Raw genomic sequence first — 18,605 nt, forward strand, 5'->3', positions numbered from 1 at the left:
TTGGACCGGGAGGCCGACGTCTGGCGGGCCCGGCGTCTGGACCACGCCGGTTTCCCCTACGTCTACCTGGACGCGACCACACCGTCGTTGGTCGATCTGGCCTCGGCCCTGGTGCGGCACCGGGCCGTCCACGAACAGCGTGCCGTCGTCGTTGCCGGGGACGGCGAGCAGGCCCGTGCGGCACTGCTCGCGCTCTCCCGCGGCGAGTCCGATCCGGTGGTTGTCACGGCGCGCGACGGCGCGGCCGGCGGCCGGCTGGTGTGGGTGTTTCCCGGGCAGGGCGGCCAGTGGCTCGGCATGGGCCGTGAGCTTCTCGACAGTCACCCCGGTTTCGCCGCCCGGGTACAGGAGTGCGCCGCGGCGTTCGCGCCGTGGATCGACTGGTCGCCGCAGGACGTCCTGCGCGGGCGGGCCGAGGCCGGCTTCGCGCAGCGGGTCGACATCGTTCAGGTCACCAGCTTCACGGTCATGGTCGCCCTCGCCCAGGTCTGGACGTCGGCCGGCATCGTGCCGGATGCCGTCCTCGGCCACTCCCAGGGCGAGATCGCCGCCGCGTGCGTCGCTGGCGCGCTCACGCTCGACGACGCGGCCCGGATCGTCTCGGCCCGGGCACACGCCATCGCCGCCTCGCTGTCCGGCCGTGGCGCGATGGCGTCGGTGGCGCTGGCCCAGTCCGAGGTGGGCGAGCGGCTGAGGCCCTGGTCCGGCCGGGTGTCGGTGGCGGCGGTCAACAGCCCGGTGTCGGTGGTGGTCGCCGGTGACGACGACGCCCTTGGTGAGGCGCTCAACGCACTCGCGGCAGACGGCGTCCGGATCCGGCGGCTGGCAGTTGACTACGCCTCGCACACGCCGCACGTCCAGGCGGTCGAATCCGATCTCGCGGCAGCGCTCGGCAGGATCCGGTCGCAGGCGCCTGTGCTGCCGTTCTACTCCACGCTCACCCGGGCCTGGATTCGGGATGCCGGCGAGCTGGAGGGCGACTACTGGTATCGAAACCTGCGCCACCAGGTACTTTTCGGCCCGGCGGTGGAAGATCTCATCGCGACAGGCTTCACGACGTTCGTCGAAATCAGCGCCCACCCGCTGCTCGTCGCGCCGATCACCGAGACCGCGGACGCCTTGGGCGTCGCGGTCGCAGCCCACGGCACCCTTCGCCGGGACGACGGTGGTCTCACCCGGCTGCTGACCTCGTTGGCTGAGGCCTTCGTGCACGGCGCGCCGGTGGACTGGGCCGCTGTGACCCCGGCCGGCTCCGACTGGGTCGACCTGCCGACCTATGCCTTCGAGTACCAGCGCTACTGGCTGGCCGGTACCGCCGTAACCGACCCGGCCAGGCTCGGCCTGGCCGCCACCCGCCATCCCCTGCTGGGTGCGGTCGCCGACCTGCCCGCGACCGGCGGCTTCCTGGCGGTCGCGCGGTGGACCGCCGCCGCGCACCCGTGGCTGGCCGAGCACGCCGTCTCCGGCGGTGCCCTGGTGCCCAATGCCGCGCTGGTAGAGGCACTGCTCCGCTTCGGCGGCGAGATCGGTGCCCCCGTGGTCGAGCGCCTTGAGGTCGCCCGGCCGGTGCTCCTGCCCGAGCGCGGCGCCCGGGACGTCGAGATCGCGGCGGGGGCCGAGGACGAGTCCGGCGGTCGCCCCGTGGAGATCTGGTCGCGGGCCGCCGATGATCGGCACGGAACCTGGACGCGCCATGCCACCGGGCTCCTCGGGACAGCCGTGGGCCCGCCCGCGAGTGCTCCCGCCGACCTTGCTCCCGCCGACCGTGCTCCCGCCGACCGTGGTCACGCCGCGGGCGGCGCCGCGTTGACCAGCTCCGTCCCCGGGGGCGCGGGTCGCCACGACCCGCATCCGGCGCTGCTCGACGCGGCCGTGCGGGCGCAGCTGCCCGCGGGCACGATCGACGCCGTCTGGTCCGGCGTGCGGCTGTGGACGACCGACGCGAGCGAGGTCCGACCGTCGGTGTCCCACGTCGGCGGCGGCCTGGCCCTGCGCCTGGACAGCCTGGACAGCCTGGACAGCGCGCCAGTGTTCACCGCCGCCTCCATCGAGGCCCGGCCGTTCTCCCTGGCCGACGTCGGCGCGCGACTTCCGCTGTACCACCTCGACTGGGCCGACCTCGACTGGACCGACCTCGACTGGACCGGGGCCCGCTCGCCCGCGCTCCGCGTCGCGCGGGTCACGGACGCGGGCGCCGTCGAACAGGCGGAGGGCCAGAGGCCCGATGTCGTGCTCTTCGAGGCACCGCGGGGGACGGACGATCCCAGGGTCGCCGCCGGCGCGGTCCTCGACGTGCTGCGGGCCTGGCTCGCCCAGCCGTCGCTCGAAGCGAGTCGTCTCGTCGTGCACGGCGAGGCCAGCGACGACCTCGGCGCGGCCGCCGTCCGCGGGCTGCTGCGCTGCGCGGCCTCCGAACACCCGGGCCGGATCGTGCTCGTCGAACTGGCGGCCGACGAACGGCTGACGGACGAGCTGCTCGGGAAGGCACTGGCCGGTGACGAGCCCGAGATCCGGGTCCGCGGGTCGGTCGCCAGCGCGCCGCGACTCGCTCGGCCGCCCCAGCACTCGGCCACCGCCGACACCGGCGTGCCCGCCGCGGTGGCGGGCCTCCCGCTGGACCCGCACGGCACCGTCCTGATCACCGGCGGTACCGGAACCCTCGGCGCGATCACCGCCAGGCACCTGGTCCGCCAGCATGGCGTCCGCCATCTGCTGCTCGCGAGTCGCGGCGGCCCGCAGGCCGCCGGTGCCGGCGCACTGCGCGCCGAACTCGCCGAGCTGGGCGCCCAGGTGACGCTGGCGGCGTGCGACGTCAGCGACCGCGGCCAGCTCGTCGCGCTGCTGGCCGCCGTTGCGGCCCAGGCGCCGCTGACCGCTGTGGTGCACGCCGCCGGCGCGCTGGACGACGGCGTGGTGGCGGGAATGACCGCCGAACGGCTCGACGCCGTGCTGCGGCCCAAGGTGGACGCCGCCCGGCACCTGGACGAGCTGACCCGCGATCTTGACCTGGCCGCGTTCGTGCTGTACTCCTCGGCCGCCGGTGTCCTCGGCAATCCTGGCCAGGCCAACTACGGCGCCGCCAACGCCGTGCTGGACACCCTGGCCGCTCGCCGACGGGCCGCCGGGCGGCCGGCCACCAGCATCGCCTGGGGGTACTGGAACGAGGTGAGTGGGCTTACCGACCACCTTGGCGTAGCGGACCTGGGCCGGACCCGCCGTTCCGGGATGGTGGGGCTCTCGGCGACCGAGGGTTGCGCGCTGCTGGACGACGCCCTGCTGGCCGGTGCGGGGACAGGCAGCCCGTTGGTCGCCGCCCATTTCGACCTCGGCGGACTGCGGGCCGTAGCCGGCGGGGAGCCGGTCGCGGCGCCGTTGCGCTCCCTGGCCGGCGTGCCGGCTCCGGCCGACGGCTCACCCGTGCGGCGGGCGGAGTCACTGCGATCGGAGCTGGCCGGGCTCGCGCCACAGGAGCAGACCGAACGGCTGGAGCGGCTGGTGCGGCGGCATGCGGCCGAGGTGCTCGGGCACCGTGACCTGAAGGCGATCTCCCCCGGACGGACCTTCAAGGACGCCGGCTTTGACTCACTCACCGCGGTGGAACTGCGTAATCGGCTGGCTCAGGCCACCGGTTGCCCGTTGCCGGCGGCGATGGTCTTCGACCATCCGCGCCCGAGCGCTCTTGCGGAGCACCTGCGGGCCAGGCTGTTCGCCGCCGCGCCGGCCACCCCGAGCGCCCGGACCGCATCGACGGAAGAGCCGATCGCGGTCATCGCGATGTCCTGCCGCTTCCCGGGGCGCGTGCACAGCCCGGAGGACCTTTGGCGGCTGGTGTCCGAGGGCGGCGACGCGGTGACCGAGTTTCCCGCTGACCGGGGCTGGGATGTCGAACAGCTCTACCACCCGGACCCCGACCACCCCGGGACGTCCTACGTTCGCCACGGCGGGTTCCTGGACGACGCTGGCGGCTTCGACGCCGGATTCTTCGGCATCTCACCGGCCGAGGCGTTGGCGATGGATCCGCAGCAGCGGCTGTTGCTGGAGACGTCGTGGGAGCTGTTCGAGCATGCCCGCATCGACGCGACGTCGCTGGCCGGCCGGGAGGTCGGCGTGTTCACGGGTGTGAACAGCCACGACTACGCCGTGCTGGTGCGGGATACGCCGCAGACCGAGGGGTACCGGCTGACCGGGTCGTCGGCCAGCGTCCTGTCCGGCCGGCTGGCCTACCACCATGGGTTCGAGGGCCCGGCTCTCACGCTCGACACGGCGTGCTCGTCGTCGCTGGTCGCTCTGCATCTGGCAGCCCGGGCGCTGCGATCCGGTGAGTGCTCGATGGCGCTGGCCGGCGGCGTCATGGTGATGGCCGATCCGCAGACGTTCGTGGAGTTCTCGCGGCAACGGGGCCTGGCACCGGACGGGCGCTGCAAGGCGTTCTCCGACGCGGCCGACGGGACCGGCTGGTCGGAGGGCGTCGGGCTGCTCCTGTTGGAGCGGCTCTGTGACGCGCGCCAGGCCGGGCACCAGGTGCTCGCGGTCGTCGCGGGATCCGCGGTGAACTCCGACGGCGCCTCGAACGGTCTGACCGCCCCGAACGGGCCGGCGCAGCAGCGGGTGATCCGGGCCGCGCTGGCGGACGCCCGGCTGGAGCCGGCGGACATCGACGCCGTCGAGGGTCACGGCACCGGTACCACCCTCGGCGACCCGATCGAGGCGCAGGCGCTGCTAGAGACCTACGGGGCGGGCCGGCCGCAGGGCCAGCCGCTGTGGCTCGGGTCCATCAAGTCGAACCTCGGTCACACCCAGGCGGCCGCCGGCGTCGCGGGCGTGATCAAGATGGTCATGGCCCTGCGGTACGGCGTGTTACCCCGCACGCTGCACGCGGACCGGCCTTCGGACCATGTTGACTGGTCTGGCGGCGGGGTCCGGCTCCTGACGACGGCCCGGCAGTGGCCGCGCACCGGGCGCCCCCGGCGGGCCGGAATCTCCTCGTTCGGCATCGGCGGCACGAACGCGCACGTCATCGTCGCCGAGCCACCCGCGAGCGACGGGCCTGAAGGCGATCGACCGGCGACGCGACCACTGGCCGATGATCCTGGCGCGCCCGCCGTGCTACCGGTGTCCGGCCGTTCCCCGGCGGGCCTTCGTGGTCAGGCCGGTCGGCTGGCCGCGTTCCTGGCGGCCCGGCCGGAACTGGCAGTACACGACGCCGCACATGCCCTCGTCGCCACCCGGGCGCACCTGCCACAGCGCGCGGTCGTCACGGCGGTCGACAGAGCCGGCCTGGTCGCACGGCTGCGGGCGTTGGAGGCGGGCACTTCGGTCCCGGGCCTGACCACCGGCACGGCGAGCGAGGGCAAGCTGGCCGTGGTGTTCACCGGTCAGGGCAGCCAGCGGGCCGCGATGGGCGCCGAGCTCGTGCAACGGCACCCGGTGTTCCGGGCCGCCTTCGGCGATGCGCTCGGCGCCCTCGAGCACCACCTCGAAGGCCACCTGCCCCGCCCGCTAGGCGCCGTGCTGTCGGCCGCGCCCGGGTCGGCGGACGCCGCGCTGCTCGAACGCACGGTCTACGGCCAGGCCGGACTCTTCGCGCTGGAGACCGCGCTATTCCGGCTGTTCGCCTCCTGGGGGGTCCAGGTCGGTCTCGCCGCCGGCCACTCCGTCGGCGAGCTGGCCGCGGCCCACGTCGCGGGCGTGCTGGAGCTGGCGGATGCCGCCGCGCTCGTCGCTGCCCGCGGGCGGCTGATGGACGCCCTGCCCGGCGGCGGGGCCATGGTCGCTGTACAGGCCAGCGAGGCGGAGGTCGCGCCGCTGCTGGCCAGGACCGCCGGGGCGGCGGTCCTGGCCGCGGTGAACGGGCCGGACGCGGTGGTGCTGTCCGGCACCGAGGACGCCGTGCTGGCCATCGCGGCCGAGCTGGCCGGTCACGGCCGGCGCACCCACCGGCTCGCCGTCAGCCATGCTTTCCATTCGGCTCAGATGGAGCCCATGCTCCCCGAGTTCCGGGCGGTCGCCGAACGGCTGACCTATCGGCCCGCGCGGCTGCGGGTCGTCTCCACGCTCACGGGCGCGGCCGACCAGCGGGGTCGGTGGTCGACGGCGGACTACTGGGTGGAACAGGTCCGGCAGCCGGTGCGGTTCGCGGACGCCGTCGCGGCGTTGCGGGCCGAGGGCGCCACCCATGTCCTGGAGCTCGGTCCCGGTGCCGTCCTGACCGCGATGCTCCTGGACCTTCCGGTCGACGGCGCGGCAGGGCAGCCGGCGTTGCACGCGGTCGCGGCGCTGCCGGCCGAGGAGGCCGAGGACGCCGCCGTGCGTGCCGCGTTTGCTGACCTGCACGCCCACGGCGTGGCCGTCGACTGGCCGGCGTTCCTGGGGCGCGCTGGTGTTGCCGTGCCGGACGTCGATCTGCCGACCTATGCCTTCCAACACCGCCACTACTGGGTGCGGCCCGGCCCGGAGCCCACCGCCGCGCCCGACACCGACCCGGGCTACCCGGCCGCGGCGGCCGAGCTCCCACGGGACCGCGGCAGCCAACCGGACGATCACCTGGCGGGTGTCGAACACACCCGGCGGGCCCGGGCACTGGCCGACCTTGTCCGCGAGAGCGTGCTCGTGGTCCTCGGTCACAGCGGGCACCCGTCCGAGGAGGACTACGATCGGGATCAGCCCTTCAAGGCCATGGGCTTCGACTCGCTGGGCGCGGTCCGGCTGCGCAACCGGCTTCGCGACCACACCGGTCTGCGACTGCCCAACACTGTCGTTTTCGACCATCCCACCCCCGCGCTGCTGGCCACCCACCTGCTCGGACAGCTGTCCGGGGGCACCGAAGCGAGCGCCGCGGACTCCTCGCCTGCGACCTCGGACGAGCGGGATGAGCCGATCGCGATCGTTGCCATGGCCAACCGGCTGCCCGGCGGTGCTGACAGCCCACAGGCACTGTGGTCGCTGCTGCGCGAGTGCCGGGATGCCATCGGCGGCTTTCCCGCCGACCGGGACTGGGACATCGACAGGCTGTACCACCCGGACCCGGCCCACGCCGGCACCACCTACACTCGCTCCGGCGGTTTCCTCACCGACGCTGCCCACTTCGACGCCGCGCTGTTCGGCATCGCCCCCCGCGAGGCGCTCGCGATGGACCCGCAGCAGCGGCTGCTGCTCGAGTCGTCCTGGGAGGTGCTGGAACGAGCCGGGATCGACCCGCTCTCGCTGCGCGGGCGTGACGTCGGCGTTTTCACCGGGATCGTCCACCACGACTATGTCAGCCGGCTGCGAGAGGTGCCGCCGGACGCCGAGGGTTACGTGATGACCGGGACGTCGCCCAGCGTCGCCTCGGGTCGGGTGTCGTACGTGTTCGGCTTCGAGGGCCCGGCCGTCACGGTCGACACCGCCTGCTCCTCCTCGCTCGTGGCGATCCACCTGGCAGCGCAGGCGCTGCGCCGCGGCGAGTGCTCGATGGCCCTCGCCGGCGGCGCGACCGTGATGGCGAGCCCGGACGCGTTCGTGGAGTTCTCCCGGCAACGCGGACTGTCCGCGGACGGCCGGTGCAGGTCCTACTCCTCGACGGCGGACGGCACCGGCTGGTCCGAGGGCGTCGGGGTCCTCCTGCTCGAACGGCTCTCGCGCGCCAGGCGGCACGGGCACCGGGTACTCGCGCTGGTGCGGGGGAGCGCGGTGAACTCCGACGGCGCCTCCAACGGACTGACGGCACCGAACGGGACCTCGCAGCAGCGGGTCATCCGGCAGGCACTGGCCTCGGCCGGGCTGGCCCCGGCCGACGTCGACGCGGTGGAGGGCCACGGCACCGGCACGGTCCTGGGCGATCCGATCGAAATCCAGGCGCTGATGGCCACATACGGACAGGACCGGGAGCCGGGCCGGCCGCTGTGGTTGGGTTCGCTCAAATCCAACATCGGCCACACCCAGGCCGCCGCCGGGGTCGCCGGGATCATCAAGATGGTCCAAGCGCTGCGGCACGGCGTCCTGCCGGCCACACTGCACGTCGCTGAACCGACCGGTCAGGTCGACTGGGCCGAGGGCGCGGTGCGGCTGCTGACGTCGCAACGGGACTGGATCGGCGACGGCCGTCCCCGACGGGCTGGAGTGTCGTCGTTCGGTGCCAGCGGCACCAACGCACACGTCATCATCGAGGAGGCACCCGGCGAGGACCTGTTCGACGGCGGGGCGAGTACCGCCGAGTCCGCACCGACCAGCGGCGACCCGGACAGCGACGTCCACGGCGGCTCCGATCCCGCGTACGAGGCCCTGCCGCTCGTGATCTCCGCTCGGACCACGCCGGCGCTGGCCGGCCAGGTCGCTCGGCTGGGCGAGCTCATCGACGCCGCGACCCCACTGCCCGACCTGGCGAGCGCGCTCGTCACCCAGCGGGCCACGCTGACCCGGCGGGCGGTGGTGCTCGCGTCGACGAACGCCGAGGCCCTGGCCGGGCTGCGCGCGCTGGCCCGCGGCGAGAGTCACCCGGGTGTCGTCGGCGGTCCGGCCGCGGCGGGGGGCGGCCGACTTGTCTGGGTCTTCCCCGGGCAGGGCGCGCAGTGGCGGGGCATGGGCCGCGCGCTGATGGACAGCAGCCCGGTGTTCGCCGCGCGGGTCCAAGCCTGCGCCGACGCGCTGGCGCCATGGATCGACTGGTCGCTGGCGGCTGTGCTGCGCGGCGAGGTCGACGCCGCGTTCGCCGAACGGGTCGACGTCGTCCAGGTCAGCAGCTTCGCCGTGATGGTCGCCCTCGCGGCTGTGTGGGCGGATGCCGGGGTGGTGCCGGACGCCGTGCTCGGGCACTCGCAGGGCGAGATCGCCGCCGCGTTCGTGGCCGGCGCGCTGAGCCTCGGTGACGCTGCCCGCGTCGTGGCCCGCCGCAGCACCGCGATCCTTTCCGGCCTTGCAGGCCGGGGTGCGATGGCCGCGGTCGGGATTGCACCGGCTCAGGCGGAGCAGCGGCTGCGACCGTGGGCCGGGCGCGTGACGGTCGCGGCGGTGAACAGCCCGGTATCGGTCGTGATCGCCGGCGACGATGACGCGCTGGACCGCGCTCTGACGGAGCTGGCCTCGGACGGCATTCGGGTCCGACGGGTCGCGGTGGACTACGCCTCGCACACCGCGCAGGTGGAGGCACTCGAGGCGGTGCTGGCGGAGGACCTCGCCGGGATCGAGGCGCGGGCCCCGGTCATCCCCCTCTACTCCACGCTGCTGCGGGACTGGATCGGCGACGCCGGCGTCCTCGACAGCGGCTACTGGTACCGGAACCTGCGCCACCAGGTGCGCTTCGGGCCCGCGACGGCAGACCTGATCACGGCCGGGTTCACGACCTTCGTCGAGATCAGTCCTCACCCGGTGCTCATCCAGCCGATCACCGAGGTTGCCGAGGCCGCCGGGGTCACCGTCGCCGTGACCGGCACGCTGCGCCGCGACGACGGTGGCCGGCGACGGCTGCTGACGTCGTTCGCCGAGGTGTTCACGACCGGCGTCGCCGTCGACTGGACGGCTGTGCTGCCACCTGTCGCGAACCCTCGGGTGCAACTGCCGACCTACGCCTTCGACCGCCAGCGCTACTGGCTTCGCGAGGCCGGTGGGCTGGACGGTGCCGCGGGCGGCGAGGACGAGGAGTTCTGGGCCGCCGTCGAACGGCCCAATTCTGGCGAACTCGGTCGACTCCTCGGCTTGGCGGGCGGCGGGGACGGTGTGCTCGCGCCGGTGCTGCCCCTGCTGTCAGGCTGGCGCGGCCGGCGCCGGCGCAGGTCGGTGGCGCGCAAGCTGCGCCACCACGTCAGCTGGCAACAGCTGGAACGGGACCCGGCCGGTCTGCCGTCTGGCACGTGGCTGGTGCTGCGGCCGGCCCCCGGTGGGTCGGATCGGGCCGGCCTTGTCAGGGCGCTGGTGGAGCTGGGCCTGGACACCGTCGAGCTTGAGGTGGCTGCGGGCACCGACCGATCCGCACTCGCCGGGCGGATCCTCGAGACCGTCGCCGGGCGCGTTGTCCGCGGCGTGCTCTGCCTGCCCACCGCGGACAACACGGGCGCGCAGGCGGCGCGGGACGTCGCCGTCGGCGCGCTCACCGTGGTGCAGGCCCTCGGGGACGCCGACGTGGTCGCACCCCTGTGGTGCCTGACCCGCGGCGCGGTGGACATCGGTGTGCAGGACGCCGTGACCGCGCCGGCGCAGGCGGCGTGGTGGGGCCTTGGCCGGGCCGTCGCCCTGGAACACGCCGACCGCTGGGGCGGACTGGTCGACCTGCCCCCTGGGCTGGACGAGTCCGCGGTACGCCGGTTGCTCGGCGTCCTGACCGGCGACACCGGCGAGGACCAGCTCGCGATTCGCCGGTCCGGTGTCTACGGTCGCCGCCTCGTGCGCCGCGCCGCACCCGAGGCCGTCGAGGACCACTGGCGCCCGAGCGGCACGGTGCTGGTGACCGGCGGCGCCCAGGGGCTGGGCCGGCACGCTTCACTCTGGCTGGCCCGCAATGGCGCCGAGCATCTCGTCGTCATCACGCCGGCTCCGTCGAGCGCGGCTGCGGCTTCGCCCTCAGCCGCGGCCGGCGCCGGGGACGGAGCCGACCCGGTGGAGCGACTGCGCGCCACGCTCGCCGAGCTTGGCCTCGCCACCACCGTGGCCTCCTGCGCTGCCGGCGACACCGCCGCGCTCGACGCGGTGCTTGTCGCTGCCGGACCCCAGCGTCCGCTCACCGGCGTCGTGCATGCCGCTGACATCGCCTGGACTAGCACGGTCGATGCGAGCGGGCCGGACGACGTGGGCGCTGTGCTGGCCGTGAAGGTTGACCCGGCACGGTGGCTGGCCGAGCGCCTCGCGGACATGCTGCCGCAGGCATTCGTGGTCTTCTCCTCCATCGCGGCGGTGTGGGGCGGCGGAGGCCAGGGGATGTCCGGCGCGGCCAACGCGGTTCTGGACGCTCTGGTGGACCAGTGGCGCGGCAGCGGGCTGCGGGCGACGTCGATCGCCTGGGGTGCCCTCGACGAGGTCGGGATCGGCATGGACGAGGACGCTCTCGCCCAACTGCGCCGCCGCGGAGTGCTGCCGATGGCACCGGAACTGGCGGTGTCAGCGTTGGAGCAGGCGGTGGAGGCGGACGACCGGGCTGTGGTGGTCGTAGACGTCAACTGGTCGGCGTTCATGCCGGCGTTCACCTCCGTGCGGCCGAGCCCGCTGCTCGCCGACCTGGAAGAGGCCGCGGCCGCGCTGCGGGCGACCATGGAGGACCAGGACGGCGATGCCGCGTCCGCGTTCGCCCAGTCGCTGCGGGCCGCGCCCGAGGCGGAGCGCAACCGGATGCTGCTCCGGCTGGTCCGCGGCCATGCCGCCACCGTGCTCGGCCATGGCGGCGCCGAGGCGATCGGGGCGTTGCAGGCCTTCCAGGAGGCCGGGTTCGACTCGCTCGCCGCGGTGAACCTGCGCAACAGCCTCAACGTCGCCACCGGACTGCGACTACCGACCACCCTGATCTTCGACTATCCGACTCCGGACGCCGTCGTCGGCTACCTGCGCGAGGAGCTGCTGCGCGAGCCGGACGACGACCCGGTGGCGCGGGAGGAGGAGGTCCGCCGGGTGCTGGCGTCCGTCCCCCTCGCCCGGATCGAGCAGGCCGGTCTGCTCCAGACTCTGCTCGCGCTCGCCCCCGTCGACGGCGACGGGAGCGACCTGGACTCCCCGGACCAGGCCGTGGTTCCCGCGGCCGGTCCAGACGGCGACGCCGACCTGATCGACGACATGGATGTGACGGCGCTTGTCCAACGCGCCCTCGGAGCGCCCAGATAGGCCCCCTCGGGAGCATCACGAACTCGGCCCAGCGACGACCACGGAGGGATCCACTATGCCGGTGCCTGACGAGCAGCTCGTCAACGCCCTGCGGGCCTCGCTGAAGGAGAACGTCCGGCTGCAGCAGGAAAACACCCGGCTGACCGAGGCCGCCGCCGAGCCGATCGCGATCGTGTCCATGGCCTGCCGCTTCGCAGGCGGGATCCGCACCCCAGAGGACTTCTGGCGGGTGCTGACCGACGGCACGGACGTCTACACCCCGTTCCCCGACGACCGCGGCTGGGACCTGGAAGGTCTCTACCACCCCGACCCGGACAACCCGGGGACGACGTACGTGCGCGAGGGCGCCTTCCTGCACGACGCGGGCCAGTTCGACGCCGCCTTCTTCGGCATCTCCCCGCGTGAGGCGCTCGCGATGGACCCGCAGCAGCGCCAACTCCTGGAGGTCTCCTGGGAGGCGCTGGAACGCGGCGGGATCGAGCCGCACAGCCTGCGCGGTAGCGAGGTCGGCGTCTACGCGGGTGTCGTGCACCAGGACTACGCGCCTGACCTCAGCGGTTACGAGGGGTTCCTGAGCCTGGAACGCGCGCTCGGCACTGCCGGGGGAGTGGTGTCCGGCCGGGTCGCCTACGCCCTGGGTCTGGAGGGCCCCGCGGTCACGGTGGACACGATGTGTTCGTCGTCGCTGGTCGCCGTCCATCTGGCCGCGCAGGCCCTGCGCCGCGGTGAGTGCTCCATGGCACTGGTCGGTGGCTCCACGGTGATGGCCACGCCCGGTGGCTTCGTGGGGTTCGCCCGGCAGCGGGCGCTGGCGTTCGACGGCCGCTGCAAGTCCTATGCCGCCTGCGCCGACGGGTCTGGCTGGGCCGAGGGCGTCGGCGTCGTCGTCCTGGAGCGCCTGTCCCGGGCCCGCGAGCTCGGACATCAGGTGCTGGCTGTCGTCCGCGGCTCGGCGGTGAATCAGGACGGCGCCTCCAACGGGCTCACGGCGCCGAACGGCCCGGCGCAGCAGCGGGTGATCCGCAAGGCGCTTGCCGCCTGCGAGCTGGAACCGACCGACATTGACACCGTCGAGGGCCACGGCACCGGCACCGTGCTCGGTGACCCGATCGAGATCCAGGCGCTGCAGGCCACCTACGGCCAGGGCCGCGACGCGAGTTCCCCGCTGTGGCTGGGATCGGTGAAGTCGGTCATCGGCCATACGCAGGCGGCGTCCGGGGTGGCCGCGCTGATCCGCACCGTGCTCGCTCTTAGGCATGGCGTGCTGCCCGCCTCTCGCCACGTCGACGCGCCAACCCCGCGGGCCGACTGGTCGTCGGGCGCCATCGCGCTGCTCACCGAGTCCCGGCCGTGGCCGGTGAACGGGCATCCTCGCAGGGCCGGCGTGTCCGCGTTCGGCGCGAGCGGCACCAACGCGCACCTGATCGTCGAGGAGGCGCCCGCGGTCGAACCTGCGGCGCAGGACGCTCCGACGCCGGAACCCGCCGGCCGGTCCGTCCCGGCCGCCACCCCGCCCACGCCGTCCGATCCGGTGCCGCTGGTGGTCTCCGCGGCCACGCCAGCGTCCCTGACCGGCCAGCTCGGGCGGCTTGCCCGCTACCTCGACGCGGCCGAGACCTCCCAGGACACCCTGCCGCGGATGGGCGGTCTGCTCGCCACCCGGCGGGCGGTGCTGGCCGAGCGGGCCGTGGTGGTGGCCAGCTCCGCGGATGAGGCCCGCGACAGGCTCGCCGCGCTGGCCCGCGGCGAGAGTGGGCCGGCGGCGGTGAGCGGACGGGCCGATCCGCCCGGCAAGCTCGTCTGGGTGTTTCCCGGCCAGGGCACGCAGTGGGACGGCATGGGCCGTGACCTGCTGGACACCTCGCCGGTTTTCGCTGGGCGCATCGCCGAGTGCGCCGTCGCCCTGGCCCGCTGGGTCGACTGGTCGCTGGTGGATGTTCTGCGCGGCGATGTCACGCCGGAGCTGGCGAGCCGGGTCGATGTCGTCCAGCCGGCCGGGTTCGCCGTCATGCTCGGGCTGGCCGCGCTCTGGCAGTCGGCCGGGGTGCAGCCGGATGCCGTGGTGGGACATTCGCAGGGCGAGATCGCGGCCGCCTGTGTCGCAGGTGCCCTCAGCCTCGACGACGCGGCCCGGATCGTGGCCGTGCGCAGCCAGGCGATCGGCGAGCGGCTGTCAGGGCGCGGCGGAATGGCCTCGGTCGCGCTGGGTGAGGCGGACGCGGCCGACCGGATCGCCCGCTGGTCCGGACGCGTCGAGATCGCCGCCGTCAACGGGCCACGCGGCGTCGTGATCGCCGGCGACGCTGAGGCCCTCGACGAGGCCCTGGACGCCCTGGTCGACCAAGGCGTGCGGGTGCGCCGGCTCGCGGTCGACTACGCGTCGCACACCAGCCACGTGGAGGCGGTCCGGTCCACCCTCGCCGGTGCCTTCGCCGACATCCGCGCGCAGGCGCCGACAATCCCGTTGCGCTCCACGGTGACCGGTGAGTGGATCCGCGCGGCCGGCGTGCTCGACGGCGGCTACTGGTTCCGCAACCTTCGTGCGCCGGTCCGGTTCGCCGCGGCCGTAGAGGACCTGCTCGCGAGCGGGCATGGGATCTTCCTGGAAACGAGCGCCCACCCGGTCCTGATCCAGCCGATCAACGAGATCGTCGACGGCGCGGGGGAGAGCACCGGCTCGCCGGTCCTGGCCGTCGGGTCGCTGCGCCGGGAGGAAGGGGGCCTCGGCCGGCTGATGATCTCGATGGGCGAGCTGTTCGTCCGTGGCGTCGATCTCGACTGGGCGTCGATCCTGCCGATCGGGGCACCGGCCGCCGACCCCGGCTGGAACGACCTGCCGACCTATGCCTTCGACCATCGGCACTACTGGCTGCGGCTCGGCTCAGACCGCTCGGACGCCGCCTCGCTTGGTCTGACCCCGAGCGACCACCCTCTGCTGGGCGCGATCGTGCCGCTGCCGCAGTCCGGCGGCCTGGCCTTCACGTCCCGGCTGTCGCTGCGAACCCACCCCTGGCTGGCCGACCACGCCATGCGCGGGCACGTGATCGTGCCGGGCACGGTGTACGTCGACCTCGCGGTCCGGGCCGGTGACGAGTTCGGCTGTGGCGTGCTGGACGAGCTCGTGATCGAGGCACCACTGGTGTTGCCGGCGAAGGGCGGCGTGCGGGTCCAGGTGGCGGTGAGCGGACCGGGCCCGAGCGGCGCCCGGTCGGTCGACGTCTACTCGGCTCGCGACGACGACCCATCCGGATCCTGGAGCCGGCATGCCACCGGTCTGCTCTCCGCCGGCGAGCACGAGACCGCGACGCCGGCGGTCGACTTCGCGTCCTGGCCGCCGCCGGACGCCGAGCCGGTCGACATCGGCGCCTTCTACCCCGGCCTCGTCGCCCGTGGCTACGCGTATGGTCCGGCGTTCCAGGGCCTGCGCGCGGTCTGGCGCCGCGGCGCGGAGGTGTTCGCGGAAGCGGCGCTTCCCCGGGAACAGCACGAGCAGGCTGGCCGGTTCGGCATCCACCCGGCGCTGCTGGACGCCGCCCTGCACACCAACGCGTTCGCGAACCCGGATGACGAGCGCGCGGTGCTGCCATTCGCCTGGAACGGGCTGGTCCTGCATGCCGCCGGTTCCTCGGCCCTGCGGGTGCGGGTCGCCCCGGCGGGTCCGGACGCGCTGTCGTTCCAGGCGGCCGACGAGTCCGGCGAGCTGGTGGCCACGATGGACTCACTCGTGTCACTGCCGGTCTCGGCCCAGCAGCTCGGTGCCGCCGCCGACGCGCACCGCGACTCGCTGTTCCGGGTCGAATGGAATGAGCTGCCGTCGGTGACCGGCGTGGCGGAACTGGCGGACATCGTCCGGATAGCCACCGCGCAGGACGTCACCGGCCCGAGCGCGTCGGTGACCATCCTCGACGGCACGGTCGGGAACGACCCGCTCGGGCGGACCTGCCAGGTGCTGGCCACGCTGCAGGCGTGGCTGGCCGCGCCCGGCCCGGCCAGTGCCCGGCTTGTCGTGCTGACCCGCATGGCGGTGGTCGCCGCGGAAGGCGACATCCCCGACGCGGCTGGAGCGGCGGTCTGGGGTCTCGTGCGGGCTGCCCAGGCCGAGAACCCCGACCGGATCACCCTGCTCGACCTTGAGCCCGGCGGGCAGGTGGAGCCCGTGCTGGCCACCGTGCTGGCCTCACGGGAGCCGCAGGTCGCCGTGCGCGGGGCGGAGCTGAGAGTGCCAAGGCTGGCCCGCCACAATGTGTCCGAGGCGGAGGCGTCCGAGGCGGAGGCGTCCGAGGCGGAGGCGTCCGAGGCGGAGGCGTCCGCAGACGGGCCGCCCGTCTTCCGGCCCGGCGGGACGGTCCTGCTGACCGGCGGCACCGGCTCTCTCGGTGGCATTCTGGCTCGCCACCTGGTGAGTACGCACGGCGTTCGGCACCTTGTGCTCGCCAGCCGGCGCGGCCCCGATGCCGAGGGCGCCCAGGAACTCGCCGACGAGCTGCGCGCGCTGGGCGCCGAGGGCATCGCCCTGGTGGCGGCCGACGTCGCCGACCGGCACGACATGGGCGCGCTGCTGGCCGGTATCGGCACCGAGCATCCACTGTCCGCGGTGGTGCACCTCGCCGGGGTTCTGGACGACGGTGTCGTCGGCGCGTTGACGCCGGAGCGGATGGCCGGCGTCTTCGCCCCCAAGGCGGATGCGGTCCAGCACCTGGACGCGCTGACCTGGGACGCCGACCTGGACGCGTTCGTGGTCTTCTCTTCGGCCGCTGCCCTCCTGGGCTCGGCCGGCCAGGGCAACTACGCCGCCGCGAACGCGTATGTGGATGCGGTGATGGCGCGTCGTCGGGCTGAGGGCCGGCGGGGTGTGTCGTTGGCGTGGGGTCTGTGGGAGCAGAGCACGGGTCTGACCGCTCATCTGAGTGAGGTCGATAAGGCTCGGATGGGTCGTGGTGGGGTGTTGGCGTTGAGTCCGGCTGAGGGTTTGGAGTTGTTCGACGTCGGTCTGCGGGCTGACCGGCCGCTGCTCGTACCCATCAAGCTCGACCTGTCGGCGATCCGGTCGGAGGCGGCGGCCACCGGCATCCCGCATCTGCTGCGCGGGCTGGTCCGGACCGGACGGCGCCATGCCCGTCCCGGTGCCGACGACCCGACGGGCCTCGGCCACCGGCTGGCCGGGAAGTCCGCGCCGGAACAGGAGAAGCTGCTGCTCGGGATCGTCCAGTCCGAGGCCGGCACCGTGCTCGGCTTCAGCGCACCCGAGCTCGCGCAGGGCACCAGGGGCTTCACCGACCTCGGCTTCGACTCGTTGACCGCCGTCGAGCTGCGCAATCGACTCAGCGCAGCCACCGGGGTGAAGCTGCCGGCCACCTTGATCTTCGACTACCCGACCCCCGTGGCACTGGCCCGCTATCTGCGCGGCGAGCTCGCCGACGCCGAGGCGGCCCCCACCGACATGGCCCCGACCACCGCGCCGATCGACCCGGACGAGCCGATCGCCATCGTCGGCCTGGCCTGCCGGCTACCGGGCGGAATTCGTACTCCGGACGACCTGTGGCGGCTGCTGGCCGAGGCGGGGCAGGGGATGACCGACTTCCCGACCGACCGGGGCTGGCCCCTGGAAAGCCTGTTCGACGACGACCCGGACCAGGCCGGCACCTCCTACGTGCGTCAGGCCGGTTTCCTGGACGGCGCGGGCCGGTTCGACGCCGGGCTGTTCGGCATCTCGCCGCGGGAGGCGTTGGCGATGGACCCGCAGCAGCGGCTGCTGCTGGAGACCTCGTGGGAGGCGCTGGAGCACGCGGGCGTCGACCCGGCTACCACCGCGGGTTCCGACATCGGGGTCTTCATCGGCATGTCGATCCACGACTACCTCGATTCGCTCAGCGACATGCCACCCGAGCTGGAGGGCTTCGTGACGACGGCCACTGCAGGCAGCGTGGCGTCCGGCCGGGTGTCCTACGTCTTCGGCCTGGAGGGCCCGGCGGTCACGGTGGACACGGCCTGCTCGTCGTCTCTCGTGGCGATACATCTGGCGGCGCAAGCGCTGCGCCAGGGCGAGTGCTCGATGGCACTCGCCGGCGGGGTTGCCGTGATGGGCTCGCCGATCGGCGTGCTGGGCATGTCCCGGCAGCGCGGCCTTGCCCCCGACGCCCGGGTGAAGGCGTTCTCGGTGGGCGCTGACGGCACCGTGCTCTCCGAAGGCGTCGGGATCATCGTGCTGGAACGTCTCTCGGACGCCCGGACCCGAGGGCGCCGGATCCTGGCCCTGGTTCGGGGTAGCGCGGTCAACCAGGACGGTGCCTCGAACGGGCTGACGGCGCCGAACGGGCCCGCGCAGCAGCGGGTGATCCGCCGGGCCCTGGCGAGTGCGGGAATCGGCGGCGACGACGTGGACGTCGTCGAGGGTCACGGCACGGGTACCGCGCTGGGCGACCCGATCGAGATCCAGGCGCTGCTCGCCACCTACGGGCACGGCCGCAGCCGGGAGCGCCCCCTGCTCCTGGGGTCGCTGAAGTCGAACATCGGCCACACCCAGGCCGCCGCCGGCGTCGCCGGGGTGATCAAAATGGTGCTGGCCCTGCGCAACGGCGTTCTGCCGGCGACGGCAAACGTGAGCGAGCCGACGGACCAGGTGGACTGGTCCGCCGGGTCGGTCGAGCTGCTGACCCGGGCACGGGAGTGGCCGCGTGACGGTCGGTCCCGGCGGGCCGGGATCTCCTCGTTCGGAATCAGCGGGACGAATGCGCATCTGATTCTGGAGGAGGCGCCGGAGGAGGTGCCGGCGGTGGCTTTCGGGGCTGGGGGTGGGGGTGGGTTGCTGCCGGTGGGTGGTCCGGTGC

2 protein-coding genes are annotated in these 18,605 nt (G+C 73.8%); both read left to right on the plus strand.

Annotation, left to right across the window (positions count from 1 at the left end):
- Nucleotides 1–87 precede the first annotated feature (87 nt).
- Nucleotides 88–11,778 (plus strand): type I polyketide synthase, encoded by an 11,691-nt coding sequence (locus tag MXD58_RS05705; protein WP_250609091.1) that lies wholly within the window; start codon nt 88–90, stop codon nt 11,776–11,778.
- A gap of 55 nt (nt 11,779–11,833) precedes the next feature.
- Nucleotides 11,834–18,605: type I polyketide synthase (locus MXD58_RS05710; RefSeq protein ID WP_250609092.1), on the plus strand; the 6,772-nt coding region annotated here is incomplete at its 3' end.

It is taken from the genome of Frankia sp. AgKG'84/4 (genome assembly GCF_023242965.2).
In the GTDB taxonomy this organism is placed as follows: Bacteria; Actinomycetota; Actinomycetes; order Frankiales; family Frankiaceae; genus Frankia.